The organism is Chryseobacterium sp. MYb7 (assembly GCF_002979455.1).
Lineage (GTDB): Bacteria > Bacteroidota > Bacteroidia > Flavobacteriales > Weeksellaceae > Chryseobacterium.
This window is the reverse complement of sequence record NZ_PCOU01000022.1, coordinates 37,176-58,621: the sequence shown is the minus strand read 5'-3', so window position 1 is coordinate 58,621 and position 21,446 is coordinate 37,176. Positions and strand designations below refer to the sequence as shown.

The 21,446-nt window shown below is 36.4% G+C and carries 23 protein-coding genes; 21 read left to right on the top strand and 2 right to left on the bottom strand.

The annotated features are described in order from the left end of the window. Positions 1-19 precede the first annotated feature (19 nt). From paaC to CQ046_RS16655, 17 genes are all read left to right on the top strand, one after another. Complete coding sequence (gene paaC / locus CQ046_RS16725) at positions 20-808, top strand: 1,2-phenylacetyl-CoA epoxidase subunit PaaC (RefSeq protein ID WP_262498055.1); 789 nt, start codon at positions 20-22, stop codon at positions 806-808. 6 nt (positions 809-814) lie between these two features. Beyond that, entirely contained in the window at positions 815-1,126 is a 312-nt protein-coding gene (locus tag CQ046_RS23925) for a hypothetical protein (protein WP_228406982.1), read from the top strand. Further along, positions 1,123-1,623, top strand: coding sequence for an alpha/beta hydrolase (locus tag CQ046_RS23920; RefSeq protein ID WP_228406981.1), 501 nt, complete (start codon positions 1,123-1,125; stop codon positions 1,621-1,623). The genes CQ046_RS23925 and CQ046_RS23920 overlap by 4 nt, the downstream gene beginning before the upstream one ends. Positions 1,624-1,626: 3 nt before the next feature. Next, complete coding sequence (gene paaD, locus CQ046_RS16715; protein ID WP_105703373.1) at positions 1,627-2,091, top strand: 1,2-phenylacetyl-CoA epoxidase subunit PaaD; 465 nt, start codon at positions 1,627-1,629, stop codon at positions 2,089-2,091. 142 nt (positions 2,092-2,233) lie between these two features. Further along, the gene (locus CQ046_RS16710; RefSeq protein WP_105703372.1) at positions 2,234-3,034 is read left to right on the top strand and encodes an enoyl-CoA hydratase/isomerase family protein; all 801 of its coding nucleotides are present in this window, start codon (positions 2,234-2,236) and stop codon (positions 3,032-3,034) included. A 35-nt stretch (positions 3,035-3,069) separates the two neighbouring features. Further along, the gene (locus tag CQ046_RS16705; RefSeq protein WP_076596874.1) at positions 3,070-3,423 is read left to right on the top strand and encodes a four helix bundle protein; all 354 of its coding nucleotides are present in this window, start codon (positions 3,070-3,072) and stop codon (positions 3,421-3,423) included. Positions 3,424-3,463: 40 nt separating this feature from the next. Then, the gene (locus tag CQ046_RS16700; protein ID WP_105703371.1) at positions 3,464-4,594 is read left to right on the top strand and encodes a 3-hydroxyacyl-CoA dehydrogenase NAD-binding domain-containing protein; all 1,131 of its coding nucleotides are present in this window, start codon (positions 3,464-3,466) and stop codon (positions 4,592-4,594) included. Position 4,595: 1 nt separating this feature from the next. After that, positions 4,596-5,063 (top strand): hypothetical protein, encoded by a 468-nt coding sequence (locus CQ046_RS16695; RefSeq protein ID WP_105703370.1) that lies wholly within the window; start codon positions 4,596-4,598, stop codon positions 5,061-5,063. A gap of 15 nt (positions 5,064-5,078) precedes the next feature. Then, positions 5,079-5,387, top strand: coding sequence for a hypothetical protein (locus tag CQ046_RS16690; RefSeq protein WP_105703369.1), 309 nt, complete (start codon positions 5,079-5,081; stop codon positions 5,385-5,387). Between the two features lie 9 nt (positions 5,388-5,396). Then, complete coding sequence (locus CQ046_RS16685; protein ID WP_105703368.1) at positions 5,397-5,810, top strand: PaaI family thioesterase; 414 nt, start codon at positions 5,397-5,399, stop codon at positions 5,808-5,810. An 89-nt stretch (positions 5,811-5,899) separates the two neighbouring features. Beyond that, the gene (gene pcaF / locus CQ046_RS16680) at positions 5,900-7,105 is read left to right on the top strand and encodes a 3-oxoadipyl-CoA thiolase (protein ID WP_105703367.1); all 1,206 of its coding nucleotides are present in this window, start codon (positions 5,900-5,902) and stop codon (positions 7,103-7,105) included. Positions 7,106-7,200: 95 nt separating this feature from the next. After that, entirely contained in the window at positions 7,201-7,794 is a 594-nt protein-coding gene (locus CQ046_RS16675) for a transferase hexapeptide repeat family protein (RefSeq protein WP_105703402.1), read from the top strand. Between the two features lie 18 nt (positions 7,795-7,812). Further along, complete coding sequence (locus CQ046_RS16670) at positions 7,813-8,640, top strand: alpha/beta hydrolase (protein WP_105703366.1); 828 nt, start codon at positions 7,813-7,815, stop codon at positions 8,638-8,640. 104 nt (positions 8,641-8,744) lie between these two features. Beyond that, positions 8,745-11,240 (top strand): phenylacetic acid degradation bifunctional protein PaaZ, encoded by a 2,496-nt coding sequence (paaZ, locus tag CQ046_RS16665; protein ID WP_105703365.1) that lies wholly within the window; start codon positions 8,745-8,747, stop codon positions 11,238-11,240. Between the two features lie 201 nt (positions 11,241-11,441). Next, positions 11,442-11,603, top strand: a complete 162-nt coding sequence (locus tag CQ046_RS23650) for a bacteriocin-like protein (RefSeq protein WP_165790536.1) — start codon at positions 11,442-11,444, stop codon at positions 11,601-11,603. 145 nt (positions 11,604-11,748) lie between these two features. After that, positions 11,749-12,519 carry a DUF4241 domain-containing protein gene (locus CQ046_RS16660; RefSeq protein WP_105703364.1) on the top strand — a complete coding sequence of 257 codons (771 nt, stop codon included), beginning with the start codon at positions 11,749-11,751 and terminating at the stop codon, positions 12,517-12,519. Positions 12,520-12,521: 2 nt separating this feature from the next. After that, positions 12,522-13,208, top strand: a complete 687-nt coding sequence (locus CQ046_RS16655; RefSeq protein ID WP_105703363.1) for an SMUG2 DNA glycosylase family protein — start codon at positions 12,522-12,524, stop codon at positions 13,206-13,208. A gap of 84 nt (positions 13,209-13,292) precedes the next feature. Here CQ046_RS16655 and CQ046_RS16650 read toward each other — a convergent pair whose 3' ends face one another. Together CQ046_RS16650 and CQ046_RS16645 are read right to left on the bottom strand one after the other, a co-directional pair. After that, complete coding sequence (locus tag CQ046_RS16650; RefSeq protein ID WP_105703362.1) at positions 13,293-14,114, bottom strand: T9SS type A sorting domain-containing protein; 822 nt, start codon at positions 14,112-14,114, stop codon at positions 13,293-13,295. A 34-nt stretch (positions 14,115-14,148) separates the two neighbouring features. Then, a complete protein-coding gene (locus CQ046_RS16645) occupies positions 14,149-14,700 on the bottom strand; it encodes a phage tail protein (protein ID WP_105703361.1) in 552 nt (183 codons plus the stop codon). A 256-nt stretch (positions 14,701-14,956) separates the two neighbouring features. Between CQ046_RS16645 and CQ046_RS16640 the strand changes: the two genes are divergently transcribed. The 4 genes from CQ046_RS16640 to CQ046_RS16625 all read left to right on the top strand — a co-directional run bounded on the left by CQ046_RS16640 (position 14,957) and on the right by CQ046_RS16625 (position 21,409). Further along, positions 14,957-15,721 carry an enoyl-CoA hydratase/isomerase family protein gene (locus CQ046_RS16640; protein WP_105703360.1) on the top strand — a complete coding sequence of 255 codons (765 nt, stop codon included), beginning with the start codon at positions 14,957-14,959 and terminating at the stop codon, positions 15,719-15,721. A gap of 431 nt (positions 15,722-16,152) precedes the next feature. After that, complete coding sequence (locus CQ046_RS16635; protein ID WP_228406980.1) at positions 16,153-19,104, top strand: SusC/RagA family TonB-linked outer membrane protein; 2,952 nt, start codon at positions 16,153-16,155, stop codon at positions 19,102-19,104. Positions 19,105-19,115: 11 nt separating this feature from the next. After that, a complete protein-coding gene (locus tag CQ046_RS16630) occupies positions 19,116-20,618 on the top strand; it encodes a RagB/SusD family nutrient uptake outer membrane protein (RefSeq protein WP_105703358.1) in 1,503 nt (500 codons plus the stop codon). Positions 20,619-20,791: 173 nt separating this feature from the next. After that, complete coding sequence (locus CQ046_RS16625) at positions 20,792-21,409, top strand: hypothetical protein (RefSeq protein WP_105703357.1); 618 nt, start codon at positions 20,792-20,794, stop codon at positions 21,407-21,409. Positions 21,410-21,446 lie beyond the last annotated feature (37 nt).

Here is a 21,446-nt window from a genome sequence, read left to right as displayed (position 1 = left end):
GCTATTAGCTGCTTGCAATTTGCCAAAAGCTATATGCCAAAAGCCAAAAGCTAAAACAATGAACCCATTATATAATTATTTATTAAAACTAGCAGACGACAGTTTCATTATGGGACAGCGTTTGTCTGCATGGTGTGGTGAAGGTCCTTACTTAGAGGAAGATATTGCATTGACAAATATTGCGTTGGATGAACTAGGTCAGGCTAACAACTTTTATGTTTATGCTTCAAGAGTGATTGATAACGGAAAAAGTGAAGATGATATCGCATTTTTAAGATACGAACATGAATACGTGAATGCGCATTGGGTAGAACTCCCTAATGAAGATTATGCACAGACTATTCTGAAAGTGTATGTATTGTCTGTATACCAGAAACTGATGTATGAGGCATTATCCAATTCTGCGAACGAAGAGCTTGCTGCTATTGCCCAAAAATCTTTAAAAGAAGTAAGATACCACTATACTCACACTGCTTCATGGATGAAAATTTTCACTCAGGGAACAGAAGAAAGCCGTGAACGTTTGGTAAAAGCTATTGGAGATATCTGGGAATATACAAAAGGTCTTTTTGCTAAAACAGAAGGGGAAGACGATCTGGTTGTTTTGAATATTGCTCCCAATGCAGATGCTCTTTACGAAGAATTCATTGCCATTACCAAGAAAGATTTTGCAGATTTCGGTTTAGAATATCCAGAAAACTCTTTCATGCAGCCAAAATCAAGAACAGGATATCATACAGAGTATTTCGGATTTATTCTTTGTGAACTTCAGTATATGCAGAGAGCATATCCTGGGTGTACCTGGTAGTAAATTATGAAGAAGATGCTTCTTGGGATATTGGCTTTTTTTCTTGCAGCATATGTGATACTATGTGTTGGGATCTATTTCTATCAGGAGAAAATTATTTTTTATCCTGAAAAGTTACCGGAGAATTACAAATTTAAATTTAATGGTGATTTTGAAGAAATATCTATCAAAACACAGGATGGAAAGCATTTAAGCTCGGTTTTATTTAAAGTTCAAACCCCAAAAGGAGTTATCTTTTATCTTCATGGAAATGGAGGATCAATAAAAGGCTGGGGAGAAGTAGCCCAATTATATCGCAGTATGAATTATATACTTTGATACTTGACTATAGAGGTTACGGAAAAAGCGAAGATAAAATTAGTAGTAAAGATCAAATTTTCTCGGATGTTGAGAGTGCTTACAAAGAGCTATTGAAAAGATATCCGGAAAACAAAATTATTATTTTAGGATATTCTGTAGGATCAGGATTAGCTGCAAAATTAGCATCCATGCATCACGCAAGATTATTGATTTTACAGGCACCTTATTACAGTATAGAAGATGAAATGAGCCAGAAATTCTCATTTCTTCCCAAGTTTTTACTGAAATATAATTTTGAGACTGGTAAATATTTAAAAACCGTTAAATCGCCAGTTGTTATTTTTCATGGTGATAAAGATGAGGTTATTAACTATAATGCCTCTTTAAAACTTAAAAATAACTTTAAAAAAGAGGATAGCCTGATTGTATTAAAAGATCAGTATCACAACGGAATAACAGATAATTTGGATTATCAGAATGCAATGAAAGTAATTCTTGATTCTGATAAAAAATAAAATATGAATCAGCTTTTAGATTTATTAAGAACAATTCCCGATCCGGAAATTCCGGTCATTGATATCGTGGAGTTAGGAATTGTAAGAGATGCACAAGTCACAGGAGAAAATACCTGCGAAGTGGTCATTACACCTACTTATTCTGCCTGTCCTGCCATGTTTACTATTGAGGAGGACATTATCAAAATGATGAAAGAAAACGGATGGGATGCAAAAGTAGTAACCAAGATGTTTCCGATTTGGACAACAGACTGGTTAACGGATGAAGCGAGAGAAAAACTCCGCGTGTACGGAATTACACCTCCCGAAAAAGGAGCAGACGAACATCACATTGGGAAACCGAAAAAATGTCCGCGTTGTGGTTCTGAACATACCAAGCAGATCAGCAGATTTGGATCTACTTTGTGTAAGGCATCTTATCAGTGTTTAGACTGCCTGGAACCCTTTGATTATTTTAAATGTCATTGATGAGTTATTCACCAAACCACAACAAATTTTACGGCTATGCAAAGCATAACGAAGGAATTGTTAGAATGTTAAATTATTAGACGGTTACATTGATTTATATTGTTAAATTAGTGCATTGTTAAATAATAAATTAATAAAAACTATGTATACACAACTTGATATTGAAACGCATTTTGACGGGAAACTTAAAATCGCTTATCTTAATCAACCTGAAACCATGAATGCCCTTACCAAGCCGGCTTTATCAGATCTTAAAGATTTTGTTAAAGAATGCAGCGAAGACGAAACGGTAAGATGTGTTGCTATTTCCGGAAGAGGAAGAGCGTTTTGTTCAGGTCAGAATCTGGATGAAGCTTTCGTGGTAGGCAGAGAACACCATGATCATGATATCATCAGAAAAATTGTGGTAGACTATTATAACCCTTTAGTGTTGGAAGTTACCCGTTGCAAAAAACCGGTTATTGCATTAGTAAACGGCCCTGCAGTAGGAGCTGGAGCGATGTTGGCTTTAATCTCTGACTTTGTTTTAGCGAATGAAAAAGCCTATTTTGCTCAGGCATTTTCAAATATCGGTTTGATCCCTGATACAGGAGGAACTTACTTCTTACCGAAGCTTTTAGGTAGACAATTGGCCAATTATTTAGCATTTACAGGTAAAAAATTATCCGCAGAAGAATCTAAAAATCATGGTCTTGTAGCTGAAGTTTTCACTGAAGAAGAGTTCGTTCCAAAATCTATGGAAATTCTTGAAAGAATGGCAAATATGCCAACAGCTGCTCTTAAGCTTACGAAAAAAGCTTTTGCCGGTTCTTATACCAATACATTGAAAGAACAGCTGGATCTGGAAGCAGATCTTCAGCAGGAAGCAGCAGGTACAGAAGACTTCATAGAAGGAGTAAACGCCTTTTTACAGAAAAGAAAACCTAATTATAAAGGAAGATAATTAATTTGAAAATGGGTTAATTTGAGAATTTGAAAATGAGAAATGACAAAGAAAATATTATTGTAAATAAGACTTTTGATTTTGCACTCAATATTATTGAATTTTCAGAAGATTTATACGAGGACAAAAAGTTTCCTTTGGCAAATCAAATTTTTAAATCGGGAACTTCGATTGGAGCCAATGTTAGAGAGGCTCAAAATGCAGAAAGTAAGGCAGATTTTATTCATAAATTAAAAATTGCCGCCAAAGAAGCTGATGAGATAGAATATTGGCTTTTGCTGTGCTTAAAGTCTCCATATTTGAAATCTCCAAACGAAAAATTACTATCTGATTTAAAGGAAATTCTATTAATTCTGTCTAAAATTATTTCAAGTTCAAAATTAAAATAATTTTCAAATTAACTCATTTTCAAATTTTCAAATTTAAAATATGAAAGTAGGAATTATCGGTGCCGGAACGATGGGAATCGGCATTGCACAAGTAGCCGCAACGAACGGATGCAAAGTTTGGGTGTATGACGCCAATGCAAAACAAGTAGAAACGGCAACAGTAGGTTTGGAAAAAACACTAACCAAATTAGTTGACAAACAAAAAATTTCGGCAGAGAAAATGACTGAAATTTTAGCTAATATTTCCATTGCTACGGAATTGAAGGACTTCAAAGATTGTGAACTCATCATTGAAGCCATCATAGAAAATAAAGAGATCAAAACCAAAGTGTTTACAGAACTTGAAAACTATGTTTCAGAAAGCTGTGTCCTCAGTTCCAATACCTCATCCATTTCTATCACCTCTCTTGGTGCGGAACTAAAGAAGCCGGAGCGTTTCATCGGAATTCACTTTTTCAATCCGGCTCCATTAATGCCTTTAGTAGAAGTTATTCCATCCTTATTAACAGAAAAAACTTTAGCAGAAAAAATATACAACCTCATGAAAGAATGGGGGAAAATACCTGTTATTGCGAAAGATATTCCTGGTTTCATTGTCAACAGAATCGCCAGACCTTATTATGGGGAAGGACTGAGGATTGTTGAGGAAAACATCGCAACACCAGAACAGGTGGATGAAGCTATGAAAACGTTGGGTAACTTCAAAATGGGACCTTTCGAATTGATGGATCTTATTGGAGTGGATGTCAACTTTGCGGTAACAACCACTGTTTACAAAGACTATTTCTACGATCCGAAATACAAACCCTCTTTATTGCAGCAAAGAATGTCTGAAGCCAAACTTCATGGCAGAAAAACAGGAAAAGGTTTCTACGATTACAGCGAAGGAACAGAAAAACCTATAGCTCAAAAAGACGATGCCTTATATCAGCAAATCTTTTTAAGAATCATTTCCATGCTGATCAATGAAGCTGTTGAAGCCAAAAGATTAGGAGTTGCCAATGATGAAGATATTGAGCTGGCAATGCAGAAAGGAGTTAATTATCCAAAAGGATTATTAAACTGGGGTAAAGAAATCGGGTATGCAAAAATCTCCGAAACCCTTCAGGACCTTTACGGAGAATATCAGGAAGAAAGATACAGACAAAGTCCTTTGCTAAGGAAAATGTAATATGAGATATTTTCCTGAAAGATATGATGAAATAAGATCTTTAAACCCTGTTGAAAAGATTTTATCAAATATAAATAGCAATAGTGATAAAACTTATTCTCTAACTATGAAACGCACTAATAAATTTTTAAGAGGATATACAGAGAAAAATTTTTTTAGAGTAATAAGTGCAGAAGTACCAATTGGAGCTTTATGTGTTTTTGAAGGTCAATTGGTTCAAAAGGAACATGAGACAATAATAAAGTTGAATTCAAAATTTCATAGAACTTTTAGAATAATATTATTTGTGTGGGGTATCCTTCCAGTTTTTGCGATTATTAATAATTGTTTTCAAATTGGAGCAATAGCATTAGCATTATTATTACCAATTGCTATGTTTTATACAATAATCTATTTCTTAATTAAATTTTATTTCAAAAAATCTTATGAAAATGGAATTAAAGATTTGAATAGGATTATTAATAAATAAAATTGAGTCAGTATTATGGATATAGATGAATTCAGGGCTGAGCTGGAGACCAGACTTTCGATTGAAAAACAATATTTGACTCAGGAAGCTTCCTCTGTTGATGAGCAGGAAAGACTTGAGCTATTAGGAAAGTTTAATGAAAAATATAAAGAGCTGATCAAAAGATTAGCCAACGAAAACGGAATTGATTTAAACGAATCCTATCCCTCTGAAAATTCATCAGACTTAGAAAGTCTTTCATACGAACAAATGATTCTGGGGAAAACAATGAGTGTTTACGACAGATTATCAGATGAGCTTTATGAAGAAATAACAAACATATAATTAATAGAAATGAATCCAAGACAAGTAGCAGATTATATGTTCAATCAGGATTATTTTTCCCAGTGGATGAATATCAAAATGATTGAAGTAAAAGAAAATTACTGTTTAATAGAAATGCCAATTAAGAAGGAGATGCTGAATGGGCTTAAAACAGTTCATGGCGGAGTTACCTTTGCATTTGCAGACTCTGCGCTGGCATTTTCTTCCAATAATACCGGAGATGCTGCAGTAGCATTGAATTGTATCATCAATTTTACCAAAGCAGGAAAAGAAGGTGATGTTTTCAGAGCAGAAAGTGTTTTGGTTAACAATACAAGGAAAACAGCTGTTTATGACATTCAGATTACCAATCAAAGTCAGGAGCTGATAGCAAAATTTGTAGGAACAGTTTACAAAATCGGAAAAAAAGTAACAGAATTATAATAAACAGTAAGCTTGAAGCAATAGGCAGTAAGCTTTTTTGAAGCTGATAGAGCCTACTGCATATAGCTTAAAGCCTAAAGCAAATAAAAATGAACAACGTATACATCATAGACTATGTCAGAACTCCCATCTCAAAACTGCAGGGAGGGTTATCAGAAGTAAGAGCCGATGATCTGGCTGCTATTGTTATTAAAGAAGTAGTAACAAGAAATCCTGAAGTTCCTGTGGAAGAAATTGAAGACGTTATTTTCGGATGTGCCAATCAGGCAGGAGAAGATAACAGAAACGTTGCTAGAATGGGACTTTTATTAGCAGGTCTTCCTTACAAAATTGGAGGGGAAACTGTTAACAGATTATGTGCGTCAGGAATGTCTGCTGTGGCGAATGCATTCCGTTCCATTGCTGCCGGAGAAGGAGAAATTTATATTGCAGGAGGAGTAGAGCATATGACACGTTCTCCTTATGTGATGTCAAAACCAAGTGCTGCTTTCGGAAGAGACAGCCAGATGTTTGATACTACTTTCGGATGGCGTTTCATCAATCCTAAAATGAAAGAATTATATGGGGTTGACGGAATGGGAGAAACTGCAGAGAATTTAGCAGACATGCACCAGATCAACAGAGAAGATCAGGATAAATTTGCCCTTTGGTCTCAGCAGAAAGCTACAAAAGCTCAGGAAAGCGGAAGACTGGCAGAAGAAATTGTAAAAGTTGAGATTCCTCAGAGAAAAGGAGATCCAATCGTTTTCGAAAAAGATGAATTCATTAAACCTACTTCTTCAATGGAAGGGTTGGCAAAACTTCGTCCGGCTTTCAGAAAAGAAGGAACAGTAACGGCAGGAAATGCCTCAGGAATGAATGATGGTGCTGCAGCTTTGATTTTAGCAAGTGAAGAAGCTGTTAAGAAATATGGGTTGAAACCAAAAGCAAAAATTCTGGGATCTTCCGTGGCAGGTGTTGAGCCAAGAATTATGGGAATCGGACCTGTAGAAGCTGCCCAAAAACTATTGAAAAGATTAAACCTTTCTCTGGAAGATATGGATATCATCGAACTCAATGAAGCATTTGCAGCGCAGGCACTGGCTGTTACCAGAAGCTTAGGTTTAAAAGATGATGACGCAAGAATAAACCCGAACGGAGGTGCTATTGCAATCGGCCATCCACTGGGCGTTTCCGGAGCTAGAATTGTCGGTTCTGCAGCAATAGAACTTGAGAAGCAGGATAAAAAATATGCATTGTGTACCCTTTGTATCGGTGTAGGTCAGGGATATGCAATGGTTATCGAAAAAGTATAATTAATTTGAAAGTGAGTTAATTTGAGAATTTGAAAATGTTTAAAGACATAATTAATTTTCAAATTAATTCATTCTCAAATTTTCAAATTAAAAATATGAACATCTACTCATACCACGGGATTCGTCCCATTATAAAACGAACTGCTTACATTCATCCGCAGGCAGTGATTATAGGGAACGTAGAAATAGGTGAAGAAGTATATATTGGTCCCAATGCAGTAATCCGTGGCGACTGGGGAAAAATTATCATTAAAGACGGGGCTAATGTACAGGAAAATTGTACGCTTCACGTCTTCCCGAATATAGAAACCATTCTGGAAGAATCTGCACACATTGGACACGGAGCGATTATTCATTCCGGACATATTGGAAAAAACTGTCTGATCGGAATGAACTCTGTGGTAATGGACAAAGCCTATATTGGTGATGAAAGTATTGTGGGAGCGTTGGCTTTTGTGCCAGCCAATTTCAGATGTGAACCAAGAAAACTGATCGTTGGAAGCCCTGCAAAAGTGATCCGTGATGTATCTGACGAAATGATTCACTGGAAAACAGAAGGAACAAAACTATATCAGGAGCTGGCAAGAGAAGGAAAAGAAGCCATACTTCCTTGTGAACCTTTTACAGAATATGTTCAGCAGATCCCAACCAAAATTGTGGATTACAGCATCTGGGATGATATAAAATAATAACCATTACAATTAAATATGATTAAAAAAATTGCGCTTGCATGCAGCATAATGTTGGCGGTAGGTAGTACACTGTCAGCACAGGCGGTTGCTACAAAACCGCTTACAATAGGAGAAGTGAGGACCATTAAGTCCAAAACGTTAAATGAAGACAGAACGCTGAATATTTATCTTCCACAGGGATATGATAAAACAAAATCATACCCGGTGATCTATTTATTAGATGGAAGTATAAACGAAGATTTTATTCACGTTACAGGATTAGTACAATTCTTTAATCAGATGTATTCCATGCCTGAAACCATTGTGGTGGGAGTTGCTAATGTAGACAGAAAAAGAGATTTTACTTTTCATACGGATTTAAAAGACTTACAGAAAGATTATCCTACAACAGGACATTCTGATAAGTTTATTGCATTCGTTGAAAAAGAATTAAAACCTTACGTAGAAAGTCAGTTTAAAACGACAGACAAATATCTTTTCGGTCAGTCTTTGGGAGGGCTTTTAGCAACAGAAATTCTTTTGAAAAAACCGGAAATGTTCAATAACTATTTTATCATCAGTCCAAGTTTGTGGTGGGATGATGAAAGTCTTTTAAAACAGGCTCCACAACTACTTTCAAAATCCCCGGATACTAAAAAGTTTGTGTATGTTTCTGTTGGAAAAGGTGAACATCCGATAATGATAAAAGATGCTGAAGCTTTCTATGATGTTTTAAAAAAGGCAGGAAAGAAAAATTGGACATTAGAATATAAAATGATGGAAACAGACAATCATGCAACCATTCTTCACAGAAGTTTATATGAAGGATTAGTGAAAATGTTTCCCTATCAGGAACCGAAATAAAAGATAAATGTAACAATATACTAATGTAAAAATGTAACAATAAATTCGTAATAACCAATAATTGGTAAATTGTTATACTGCTACATTGATAAATTAAATATTTTATGGAAAAGTTAAAAAACTATATCTACGGAGAATGGGTAGAAGGTACCGGAAGCGGAGTTCCTTTGTACAATGCCGTTACAGGAGAGCAGGTAGCTGTTTCCGATACAGAAGGGCTTAATTTTGAACAGGCTCTTGACTACGGAAGAACCGTAGGATATAAAAACCTTTCTTCAATGACTTTCTACGACCGTGGGGAAATGCTGAAAAAAGTAGCACTTTACCTGTTGGAAAGAAAGAAAAAATACTATGATCTATCATACAAAACAGGAGCTACCCACGTAGATTCTTGGGTGGATATTGAAGGAGGTTTCGGAACTTTCTTTACCTATTCCGGATTAGCAAAAAGAATGCTTCCCAATACTTCATTTTGGGTAGATGGAGACACTCAGAAGATTTCTGCTAATGGAACTTTTTTAGGAACCCATATTTTAACGCCTAGTGAAGGAGTTTCTGTGCAGATCAATGCCTATAACTTTCCAGTATGGGGAATGTTGGAAAAACTATCCACTTCCTTATTAGCTGGAGTTCCTTCTATTGTAAAACCATCTCCTTTCGGATCTTATCTTACCAATACTGTATTTCAGGATATGATTGAAAGCGGAGTATTGCCAGAAGGAGCTGTGCAGTTAGTGTGCGGAGAACCAGGAAATATTTTAGATTATGTACAGGACGGAGACTCTGTATTGTTCACAGGTTCGGCAACTACAGGAAGAAAATTAAAATCACTTCCATCCATTGCAGGAAACGCAGTTCGTTTCAATATGGAAGCAGATTCATTGAACTGTTCTATCCTTGGATTGGAAGCAAAACCGGGAACTCCTGAATTCGACTTATTCATCAAAGAAGTTCGTAACGAAATGACCACGAAAGCAGGACAGAAATGTACTGCAATCCGAAGAATTATCGTTCCTGAACACTTGATCGGTGATGTTCAGAATGCTTTGTCTAAAGCTTTAGATCAAACGAAAATCGGAAATCCTTTAAGCAGAGAAACCAAAATGGGATCTTTGGTAGGAAGACAGCAGTACGAAGAAGTTCTGAGAAAAGTAAATCTATTAAAATCAGAAACAGAACTTGTCTATGACGGAAAACACGAGCTGGTAGATGCCAACTATGAAAACGGAGCATTTATGAGCCCGAAATTATTCCTGAACGACAAGCCTTTCGAAAAAAATATCTCTCACGATGTAGAAGCTTTCGGGCCGGTATCTACATTAATGCCATATAAAGATGCTGAAGAAGCAGCAGCACTGGCAAAAAGAGGAAAAGGAAGTTTGGTAGGATCTATTATTTCTCATGACGAGAATTTTATCGCAGAAACTTCATGGAAAATGGCTTCCCAACACGGAAGAATCTTTGTACTGAACAGAGATAACGCCAAGGAAAGCACAGGTCATGGTTCTCCACTTCCTACATTGATGCACGGAGGTCCTGGTAGAGCAGGTGGTGGAGAAGAAATGGGCGGATTAAGCGGTCTTCATTTCTTCCTACAGAAAACAGCAATCCAGGGGTCGCCAGATGTATTGAAAGCGATTACCAAGATCTATCAGCAAGGAGCAGAGAAAAAATTCTCAGACAAACATCCTTTCCAGAAATATTTTGAGGAAGTAGAAGTTGGAGACTCTTTAGAAACAGCAGGTAGAACAGTTACCGATGCCGATATCGTCAACTTCTCCAATGTTTCTTGGGATCATTTCTATGCTCATACAGATGCTACAAGTTTATCGGGTACTATCTTCGATAAGACTGTTGCTCACGGATATTTCATTCTTTCAGCAGCAGCGGGATTATTCGTTTCAGGGAAAAAAGGGCCTGTTATTGCTAATTACGGATTGGAAGAATGTAGCTTCTTCAAACCTGTATATGCCGGAGATACTATTACGGTGTATTTAACCGCAAAAGAAAAAATCAACAGGGGAGTAAAAGGAAGAAATATTCCTTCCGGTGTTGTAAAATGGCTGGTTGAAGTAGTAAACCAAAGAGATGAGGTAGTTTGTGTAGCAACAATTTTAACATTGGTGGCAAAACAATCTCCTTTCATTGATCTGAGTGTGAAAAACGTTCAGAAAATATTGAACGGATTAACGGAAAGTACTCCTCCTCTTTGGGGAAAAATGTCTCCGCAACAGATGATCGAGCATCTAGAGAAAGCAGTATTGGTAAGTTTTGGAGAGCCGGAAGCAGAAAAATGCTTTACCCCGGAAGAAAATCTTGAAAAATGGCAGGATTCTCTTTACAACCACAGAGCAATGCCGAAAGAATTTACCGCTCCGTTTCTTCCGCAGGATGGTTCACTTCCTGAACTTACCCACAAAAATCTTGAAGCAGCAAAACTGTCATTCATAGATAACGTAAAGAAATTTGTGATCTATTACAAAGAAAATCCACAGGCAGAACACATGAATTATGTTTTTGGAAAACTGAATAAAGAAATGTGGGAACTGATGCACAAAAAGCATTTTACCCACCACTTCCAACAGTTTGGATTGATTTAATTCAGTAAAATATAAGTTTAAAATCCCTTTCAGTAATTGAAAGGGATTTTTTAATGGACGATTACCCTTGACAAGGATGTTGGTTGATTGTAATATGTTTTATTTCAATTGGTTATTTTGTTTTTATTTGAAAATGATTAACTTTAATAGGCGAAATCCGAAAAGCATATAGAGTAGGAGAGAATATCAAAACTAACCATTATGAAAAACTTAAAAAAACTTTCAAGACATGAATTGAGATCTCTTAAAGGTTCAGGACCAAACTGGTCTTGTGCCCTTAATCCTTGTCCTCCCGGAACCTGTTGTCTTCCTGGAAGATGGCCAGATATTGCCAGAGCATGTTATATATGTGCTGATTCTTAGATTTTTTAACTTAAAACAATACGAAAGCTGCAATTCCTTGCGAATTGCAGCTTTATTTTTATAATCTTTTGTTAAAACCCCTTTCCTGCTTGATCTCCTTAGATTTATTCATTATTTTCAAACTTAAAATCAATTCAAAAAAATAATGAACGAAAACTGGATGCAAAAATGGGAAGAAGTGAAAAATATTTTGGTTTGTCCTACAGATCTGGAAGCGTATTTTACTTCTGATGAAATTCTGGGACAGAAGATGGAGACAATGGAAATCGGGAATGTTTCTCTTCCTTCCGGAAAAGTAGTCGTAAGAGATCCGTTGGTATCTTTAAATGCCAATCAATCACCTTATTTTATTCAGGCTCCGAAAGGAAATTTTCCTGTGACGATTGCTGTGGCAAAATCTGAAGACTGGGGGGACAGATATGCTGTTGTAAAAGTTGAATTTACCAAAGAAAAACCTGTTATTTACAGAGAAGCATTAGTCGGGATTGAAGAATTGGAAGGAGTAACTGAAGACGATTTTTTTGGTTTCGGGGTGGATGCAGGTTTAGGTTGTATTACGGATAAAGAAGTACTTCCTTTTGTAGATCAATTTGTAGATGAAATAAATGTTGACAATGTTTATGATGATTATTTTGCTGAACTTTTCTCACAAAGCTATAAAGACAACCCGAACAACCAGAGAGAAGCGGGAGACTGGATCAGCTGGACGGTTCCAAATACCAATTATCAGATTCCGATGTTTGCTAGCGGTTTTGGTGACGGCAGCTATCCTGTTTATTTTGCTTATGATGCCAATGGAGAAATATGTGGTTTATACATTCAGTTTATTGATATCGAATTGGCTTTAAGTGATGAGGATGAAGATGAGGAAGACGACGATGATCAACCTGAAAATTTTATTTTTTCTAAAAACTAAATATGAGTAAAACTTTTGCTGATAAAGTTGTTCAATTCAATAAAAATCTGACCTATTTGGGAGAACTTCCTGAGGGGTTTCAGGTATTGAATCCATATTTAGATAATTCGGAAACGATGACCGTCATGCAGAAGTTTTATCATCAATACTATAATGATTCTGCTAAAAGAAAATTCATCATTGGCATCAATCCAAGCCGTCATGGAGCAGGAGTAACCGGAGTTCCGTTTACAGACACAAAAAGACTTGAAAGTATTTGTGGAATAAAAATGAAATCTGCCCATACCCATGAAGTTTCTTCAGTTTTTATGTATGACATGATTGAAGAATATGGTGGAGCTGATCTTTTCTATAAAGATATTTACATCAATTCTCCATTTCCGCTGGCTATCGTAAGAAAGACAAAAAACGGATGGCTTAATGCTAATTATTATGATGACAAAAGGCTATTCGAATCGGTAAAGGATTTTATGATTGAATCTCTGAAGAAACACATAAGTCTTAATCTCGATACATCAGAAGTTTTCGTTCTTGGTAAAAAGAATGCCGATTTTATTTCAAAATTAAATACAGAAGCAAAACTATTCGATACAATGACAGTTCTGGAACATCCAAGATATATTCAGCAGTATAAATCAAAGGAAAAACAACTTTATATAGACAAGTATATTCTTGCATTGAAAAAATGACGAAATCCCTTCTTGGAAAGGGATTTGTCATTCATGAATTAGAATCTTTATAGGGATGTGGAACTTATGTGAAGTTGTATGAAATTAGTTCTTAATTACTTTGGTTGATTCCGTTGCTGTTTTGATAATATAAACCCCTTTTGGAAGTTCTGAAATATTGATATCATTATTTCCTTTCTGAGTTTGTACTGTTTTCAGCGTTTTACCATCCAGACTGTAGATTTTAGCTTCACTTGCTTTTTCAGTAGTGATAGAAATAGGTCCGTTGGTCGGGTTAGGATAAACGGTCAGGTCTTTCTTGATGCTTTTAGTTTCCGAAGTACCCAATACCAGATTGGTATCTTTTACCCAGGTGAAAGCATCGAGAGCAACATATCTGAATGATCCTCCTACAGTAAGTTGCAATTCGTCAATAACGATATTGGAGTAATTTTGACCATTTAAGTTAGTAAGATCAAGAAGTGTGTATCCGTTCGTGGCTCCTAAGCTTGTTGCGAAACCAGTCGATTTTGTTTGGGTGAATTTCGTTACTCCACTTAGTTTTCCGGTTACAGTCAGCGTTCCACTTACATTAAGATCCAGATTTAATGCTGAAAGATACATCCAGAATCTGTTTACTTTAAACAAATTTGAAGTTGTTTTAATACTGAAGGATGGTGGCGATTGAGAATCGTTAGAATTATCAATATATCTATTGTCATTTGCTGTTCCGCTCCATCCTGTTCCCGGGAAATTTCCCTGGATGTCAAAGACACTCACATGCGAAATAATGTTGAAAATGACCCCATTATCGGTGAAGCTTGTACTTCCGTTCGATTCCGTTTCAAATTGCTCTGTACTGGTCTGCCCGAATGAAAAAATTGAAATGAGCAGACTACAAATGGTTAAAAAAGTAGTGCTTTTCATGATTTTTGTTTTAAATGTTAGGTGATTATAAATATTAACTTCTTGAAGGATAGATGCCTTCCACGCAGATAATATAGTTTAAGCCAAGGTAAGGCGGCATATTATTTACAGGTATATTTTGTCCTACATATACAATACTTTGAGCATTGATTGCAGTGTCAGGATTAACATTGTTTACATAGCTTGTAACAGCATTGAAATCTCTACCTACCTGATTTCCTGTAATGGCTATAGATGTTGTGGCGCTGGGAGTTGATGAATTGGCATTTGTGTTGGCAACTTTCAGCTGAAATCCACTTCCCATACTTGGCATATTGGATGCTAAAAGTGTATTTTGTGTAGTACCCGCTACCACTCCCAAAGGATAAAATTCGTTGGCATTTACATTGCCGGCTCCTAAAGCCATACGTCCTTTTAAGTTAGGCAAAGCGAAAGTTGTAATACCGTCTCCACCATATGTTGTTCCTAAAATAGAGAATAAAGCTGAATTTCTTGAAATAGCTAATAAGCTTCCGTCACAAAACATCCAGCCTTTAGGTGCGAAATTTCCTGCAAATAATTTTACAATTCCAATGTACTCTTCCATGATAATATGATTTAGTTTTAAATTTCCTACTCTTTTTACAGGCTTTTCAGAATCCGCCTTTTGGTTATTAATTCTTAGCTCAAAGGAACGATTAATAGGAATCGGGTACTAGAGTAGAAAATACCAAATTGAAGACTCCGTATTTCTACGTAAAGGGAATCTTTTATAAGCTGCATTTATAATGGAATTTATCGTTTTTACATTTCTCAGAAAGAGTGGTATTTCGTATTTTTGTAAGAATCCAATAAAAATAAAAATGAGCGAATTTGTAGCATCAGAAATTAAAAATAATATTGCCGAGATCACTTTCGGAACACCCAAAAGCAACTCTCTTCCAGGAGCGATTTTAGAAAAACTGGCAGAAACAATCCTTCAGGAAGGGGCAAAAGATGAGGTGAAAGCTATTTTGGTGAAGAGTGACGGAGAGAAAGCATTCTGTGCAGGAGCAAGCTTTGATGAACTTTTAGCCATTGAAGAGTTGGAAGCTTCCACTCAATTTTTCGGTGGTTTTGCAAAAGTTTTAAATGCTATGAGAAACTGTGGGAAAATCGTAGTGGTAAGAGTTCAGGGAAAAACAACTGGAGGAGGAGTAGGAATTGCCTGCGGAGCCGACTACTGTTTTGCAACAAAAGACTCTGCTTTAGCGCTTACAGAGATTAATCTTGGGATAGGGCCTTTTGTTATCGGGCCTTATGTAGAAAGAAAAATCGGGAAGTCACAATTCTCTGCGATGGCTATTGATGCAGACTTCAGATCTGCAGAATGGGCGGAGCAGCATAATATCTACCATTCTGTTTCAGATTCTATTCAGGAAATGGATGAAAAACTGGAGAAATTTTTACAGACTTTAGCCTCAAGAAGCACTGATGCATTAGCGCTAATTAAAAAGGTTTCATGGGAAGGGACAGATCATTTCAATGAATTAATGCCTGCAAGAATCCATATGAGTGCAAGTCTTATCCTTGAAGACTCTGCAAAGAAAAATATTGAATCTATTAAAGAAAGGCTGAGAGTAAAATAATTTTCTTCTTAACAGAAAAAAGAATAACGGTTTTGAATCCACATATTAACCGGAGAAACAAAGAAGTTTCTTCGGTTTTTTTTATGTCTTATAGTGTTTTAATCACTTATTTCATAAGAATCACTTTGAAATTTAATTATCTGTATATCTGGATTAATTTATTTTGATGTTTTTGCTTTGTATTGTGTGTTTTTGTTAATTAAAAAGCGTCTTTGGTTTAAAATTAATATTAATTTAACTGTATTTTGGTTATTTTGGTCTTTTTTAAAATCTTTATTAACTCAATTTTAACATATTTTTTTAATAAATATATGAATATTGATTAAAAATTTGAACCAATTGAATTTAATTAATTAAAGTTTGATTTTCTTTGTATTTTTAACAATTTTTATTACATATATTTGCTGAACTACTGTTAAAATATGTTAAATATGAAAATGAAATTATTAAGCACAGCCGTGCTGTTCTTTGTGGGTGCACATCTGGTGGAAGCCCAAAAGACAAAACGAGACACCATACCACAGGATACTAAGATTGATGAAATCGTTGTAGTAGCTTACGGTAGCCAGAAAAGGGAAACTATGGTAGGTTCTAATACCGAAGTTAAAGCCAAACAATTTGCAGACAGACCAATAACGAGTATCGGACAGGCTTTAGATGGAGCCAGCGCCGGAGTTAAAGTAAGTACCGGTACAGGACAGCCGGGAAGTTCACCAAGTATCCAAATCCGTGGAATAGGTTCTTACGGTATTACAACAAATCCTTTATACGTGGTGGATGGTACTATTTATACCGGCTCTCTTGCTGCCATCAATCCTAATGATATTGCATCATTCAATATCCTGAAAGATGCAGCTTCCACTTCTTTGTATGGTTCTGCTGCAGCTAACGGAGTTGTTTTGATTACTACAAAATCAGGAAGAAAAGGAGGGAAAGATCTTATTAATTTTAGTATGAGTACCGGAGCAATTGGAAGATCAATTCCGGAATATGATAGAGTGAATGTTCATCAATATTACCCGCTTATATGGGAGTCAATAAGAAATGGCAGAATGACCTCAGTACCGGGTACAACGATCGCTGATGCGAATGCTTATGCAACAGCGCAGCTGATTTCAGGAGTTTTGAAAACCAATGTTTTTAATGTTCCAGATAATCAGTTAGTTGTGAATGGAGTTTTAAACCCGGATGCAAAACTTAAATATACAGATTTAGACTGGCAAAAACCCTTGATGAATACCGGATTCAGACAGAATTACGAGTTGAATTACAGTGGGGGAAGCAATACGACAACCTATTTTTCTTCAGTAGGATATACCAATGAAACAGGATATCTTATCAAATCAGACTTTGAAAGATTTACAGCAAGATTAAAAGTAGATTCTCAAGTAAAAAGCTGGTTGAAATTAGGAACAAGCATCAGTGGAGTATCTTCTAACGGAAACAATTCTGTAGAAGGGGTGGATAATAATTCTGCTTATATCAATCCATACAGATGGACAAGAACGATGGGGCCTATTTACAGCCCTTATGCTCATGATCCTAATACATTTGCTACCCTTTATGACAATGCAGGAAATGTTGTGTATGATGCAGGAAGCGCCAGAGGAGCAGATGCAGCAGCGGGAAGAAACGTAATTCAGGAAACGCTTTTAAATAAAGATCTTTCTAAAAACTATTATATCATTTCCAGAGCATATGCTGAAATTAAAGTAGATCCTTATCTTACTCTATCTACCAACGTTGGGTATGATATCAGAAATAACAGAAGAAGTACCTACGGAAATAAAATTATTGGAGATGCGGCTCCGGGAGGCTCGGCAGAAAAATATAGCTTTACTGAGCAAACCTTTACCTGGAACCAGCTCTTAAACTATAAAAGAAAATTTGGAGAGCATAATTTTGAATTCCTTTTAGGACATGAAAACTACAAATTCATGTATGAATATCTGTACGGATATAAAAAGGGACAGATTGTAGATGATAATGATGAATTGATCAACTTTGTAACGCCTGCAACACTTACTTCCCGTACAGACAATTACAGAAAAGAAGGCGTATTTTCAAGATTGAATTATGATTATAAATCAAAATATTTGCTTTCAGGATCTATCCGTTGGGATGGCTCGTCAAGATTTGCTAAAGATGTAAGATGGGATTCATTCTGGTCAATTGGTGCAGGATGGAGGCTGAAAGGAGAAGAGTTCTTAAGCAATTCTAATCTTATCAGTGAATTAAAAATCAGGGGTTCATATGGTGAAGTAGGGAATGACAGAACAGACAGTTATTATATGTATAAAAGTACTTATACGTTAGGTTATAATAATGCTCAGGAGCCTGGGATCTTATTTGGATTTTTGGCTGACCCTTCAATCACCTGGGAGGCTAATAAGCAAACCGATCTAGGGATTGATTTTGGATTTTTAAATAATAGAATTACAGGTTCCGTAGAATACTATAACAGAGTGACTGAAGATCTGATCTTCCCGGTTCCTCTTCCTGTTTCTGCAGGTGTTCCGGATAATACAATCAGTAGAAATGTGGGAACAATGTATAACCGTGGATTCGAATTCAGCATTAATGCAGATGTTATTAAAACCCCAAACTTCACTTGGAATATCAATGCGAATGCATCCACACTTAAAAACCAGGTTACAGAACTTACTGATGGGATCACGGAAATTATCAATGGAACGAAAAAAGTTTCCGTAGGACATTCAATATATGATTACTGGTTAAGACAGTGGTATGGGGTAGATCCGGCTGATGGTTCACCTTTATTCCTTGTTGCTGATGCATTTGCTAATACAACAGCTGCTGATATCAGAACTGTGAACGGTCAAAAAGTGACTACCAACTTCAATAAAGCAAAATATGACTATTCTGGTACAGCAATCCCTGATTTATTCGGAAGTTTCGGAACAACAATTACATATAAGCAATGGGCATTATCTGCCATGTTTACCTATCAGCTAGGTGGAAAAACATATGATTCCAATTATGCAGCATTGATGTCCAGCTACTCACAAGGAGGAGCTTTAAGTACAGATATTCTGGACAGATGGACAACTCCTGGTCAGATTACTGATGTTCCGGCATTGAACTCATCAACGTATACAAGCTCAAATATTGGTAACAATTCAAGATGGCTGGTTAGCTCAGATTTTATTACATTCAGACAGGCTACTTTAAGTTATAGCTTCAGCCCTGAAACTTTATCTCAGCTTGGAGTTTCAGGATTAAAAATCCTTGTTTCAGGTGAGAATTTATGGAGCAAAACAGCAAGAAAAGGGTTAGAACCGTCCCAGGCCTTTAACGGAACAACAACAAATAGATATACTCCGGCGAGAGTGGTAACGATAGGATTTAATGTATCATTTTAAATAATTAAGTAATGAAAAATATCGCAAAACAATATATAAAATGGGCTGTTGTTCTTTCAGTCTTCACAGGAGCAGTTTCATGTCAGAGTGATTATCTTGAAGCAGATCCTACTACTGCAGCTTCTGAGGAAGCGGCTTATTCAAGTTCTGCTAACCTTATGGCTATTGTCAATGGGATGCATAGAGATATGTATTACAGACAAAGTGATCAAGGACAGAATGGTCAAGGAGGAATTATGATTATAATGGATGCTTTGGCAGATGACCTTGTTTTTCCATCTACAGGAAATGGCTGGTATGTCTCAGCCGTAAGATGGCAGGATCAGGTAAATGATAATGCTTCCAATGATCTTTATCCTTATCAGTTTTATTATGCATTGATCAGAAATGCAAATCTGGTTATCGCTAACGGTCCTTCAGTTCCTGCACCTACGGCGGCTGATGCAACAACCATTAAAACAGCAATTGGTGAAGCATATGCATTCAGAGCTTTCTGCTACTACATGTTGGTTCAGATCTATGGTAAGCGATATGTTCCGGGAGCAAACAATACTCAACTTGGTGTTCCGATCAGATTGGTGGCTAATGAAATTCCTTTGGCAAGAAATACAGTGGAAGAAGTGTATACTCAGATCGGAAAAGATCTTAATGAAGCGTCAACCAGACTTACAGGAATTACCAGAGCGACAAAATCCCATTTTAATGACAAAGTTGTTTTAGGATTAAAAGCTAGAATTGCATTGACACAAGGGAATTATGCTGCTGCAGTAACGGCTGCCCAATCGGCTCGTGCAGGATTTCCTTTGATGGACAATGCAACTTATACTGCAGGCTTTAATAACTTGGCAGGAGTCGGTGAGTGGATGTGGGGTGCTACTATTATAGCAGATCAGGGAGATTCATTCTCAAACTTTGGGGCTTATATGTCCAGAAACTTTAACTCTACCAATATTCGTCAGGCTCCGAAAGCTATTAATAGTAAATTATTTCTGTCATTCCCGTCTACAGATATCAGGACGAAGAATTTTGATCCAACAGGAGCACACACAGCTCTTGCACTGCCTTCAACATATTCTAAGTTCCCATATACAGGACAGAAATTCCTTGCAGCAAGCCAGGCAGACAGTAGAGTAGATGTTCCTTATATGAGATCTGCGGAAATGTATCTTATTGAAGCGGAAGCTCTGGCCAGATCAGGAGATGAAGCCGGTTCAAAAGCAGTATTCAATGTATTTGCAAAAAACAGAAACCCTTCTTATACGGGAGCTACTACAACAGGAGCGGCTTATATCACGGAAATTCTTAACAGCAGAAGACTTGAGTTCTGGGGCGAAGGTTTCAGATTCTTAGATTTGAAGAGGCTTAACCAAGGTTTGGACAGAACAGGAGCTAATCACTCTTCTGTAGTAACCAATAATGTAATGACAGTGGCTAACACAGATCTACGTTGGGAATTCCTTATCCCAAGATCCGAGATTAATGCTAACCCATTGATTGTTCAGAATCCTTTATAACACGTACAGATTTTAATATATGATGGAGAACCCGGCTATTGGCAGGGTTCTCTTTTTTATTTCGATGAGCAAATAAACGATGAGGTTTTCAGCAAAAAAATATTTTCAAAATTTAAAATAAATAATTGGTGGATTGAAAATAAATTATAACTTTGTAATTCAAAGTTCTTTTTATGGATTCAAAAAACTATCACGAAGATCTATCCCATATCCGTTCTATGATGGAACGGTCTTCCAGATTCATTTCTTTAAGTGGTTTGTCTGGAGTTGTTGCAGGGTTGGCTGCAATTATTGGTGCTGTATATGTGTATTTTGTTTTTCAGAGGGAAGGAATCAGTTATTTGGATGGAGACCGAAATATCCTGGGGCCAACCCTGGTTAAAGAACTTGTTGTGATTGGAGTCGTTATTTTAGTGGTTGCTATTCTTAGCGGCTATATTTTTACTGCCCATAAAAGTAAAAAGAAAGGGTTAAAGATTTGGGATGCCACAACAAAGCGACTTTTGATTACCTTTGCAGTGCCTTTAATAGCAGGAGGAGTCTTTTGCCTTGCACTTCTTTATCATCATCTTTTTGTTTTCATTGCGCCGGCTACTCTTATTTTTTACGGATTAGCTCTGGTAGCTGCAGAACGCTATACACTAACAGATGTAAAGTATCTAGGATATCTTGAAATCATTTTAGGACTTATTTCTTTATTTTTTCTAGGATGGGGATTGCTGTTTTGGGCTATTGGTTTCGGAGTTTTGCATATTGTGTATGGATTGATCATGCATAAGAAGTATAAATAACAGAGGTACGATATAATTTCTATTAACCAGCAGAATC

Coding starts and splice junctions, on each gene's coding strand:
- CQ046_RS16670 (WP_105703366.1), top strand. CDS start 7,813: ATGATTAAAAAAATTGCGCTTGCATGCAGCATAATGTTGGCGGTAGGT.
- CQ046_RS16700 (WP_105703371.1), top strand. CDS start 3,464: ATGAAAGTAGGAATTATCGGTGCCGGAACGATGGGAATCGGCATTGCA.
- CQ046_RS16690 (WP_105703369.1), top strand. CDS start 5,079: ATGGATATAGATGAATTCAGGGCTGAGCTGGAGACCAGACTTTCGATT.
- CQ046_RS23925 (WP_228406982.1), top strand. CDS start 815: ATGAAGAAGATGCTTCTTGGGATATTGGCTTTTTTTCTTGCAGCATAT.
- CQ046_RS16710 (WP_105703372.1), top strand. CDS start 2,234: ATGTATACACAACTTGATATTGAAACGCATTTTGACGGGAAACTTAAA.
- CQ046_RS16625 (WP_105703357.1), top strand. CDS start 20,792: ATGGATTCAAAAAACTATCACGAAGATCTATCCCATATCCGTTCTATG.
- CQ046_RS16640 (WP_105703360.1), top strand. CDS start 14,957: ATGAGCGAATTTGTAGCATCAGAAATTAAAAATAATATTGCCGAGATC.
- paaZ (WP_105703365.1), top strand. CDS start 8,745: ATGGAAAAGTTAAAAAACTATATCTACGGAGAATGGGTAGAAGGTACC.
- CQ046_RS16635 (WP_228406980.1), top strand. CDS start 16,153: ATGAAAATGAAATTATTAAGCACAGCCGTGCTGTTCTTTGTGGGTGCA.
- CQ046_RS16675 (WP_105703402.1), top strand. CDS start 7,201: ATGAACATCTACTCATACCACGGGATTCGTCCCATTATAAAACGAACT.
- CQ046_RS16655 (WP_105703363.1), top strand. CDS start 12,522: ATGAGTAAAACTTTTGCTGATAAAGTTGTTCAATTCAATAAAAATCTG.
- CQ046_RS16650 (WP_105703362.1), bottom strand. CDS start 14,114: ATGAAAAGCACTACTTTTTTAACCATTTGTAGTCTGCTCATTTCAATT.
- CQ046_RS16685 (WP_105703368.1), top strand. CDS start 5,397: ATGAATCCAAGACAAGTAGCAGATTATATGTTCAATCAGGATTATTTT.
- paaD (WP_105703373.1), top strand. CDS start 1,627: ATGAATCAGCTTTTAGATTTATTAAGAACAATTCCCGATCCGGAAATT.
- pcaF (WP_105703367.1), top strand. CDS start 5,900: ATGAACAACGTATACATCATAGACTATGTCAGAACTCCCATCTCAAAA.
- CQ046_RS16695 (WP_105703370.1), top strand. CDS start 4,596: ATGAGATATTTTCCTGAAAGATATGATGAAATAAGATCTTTAAACCCT.
- CQ046_RS23650 (WP_165790536.1), top strand. CDS start 11,442: ATGAAAAACTTAAAAAAACTTTCAAGACATGAATTGAGATCTCTTAAA.
- CQ046_RS16645 (WP_105703361.1), bottom strand. CDS start 14,700: ATGGAAGAGTACATTGGAATTGTAAAATTATTTGCAGGAAATTTCGCA.
- CQ046_RS16660 (WP_105703364.1), top strand. CDS start 11,749: ATGAACGAAAACTGGATGCAAAAATGGGAAGAAGTGAAAAATATTTTG.
- CQ046_RS16630 (WP_105703358.1), top strand. CDS start 19,116: ATGAAAAATATCGCAAAACAATATATAAAATGGGCTGTTGTTCTTTCA.
- CQ046_RS16705 (WP_076596874.1), top strand. CDS start 3,070: ATGAGAAATGACAAAGAAAATATTATTGTAAATAAGACTTTTGATTTT.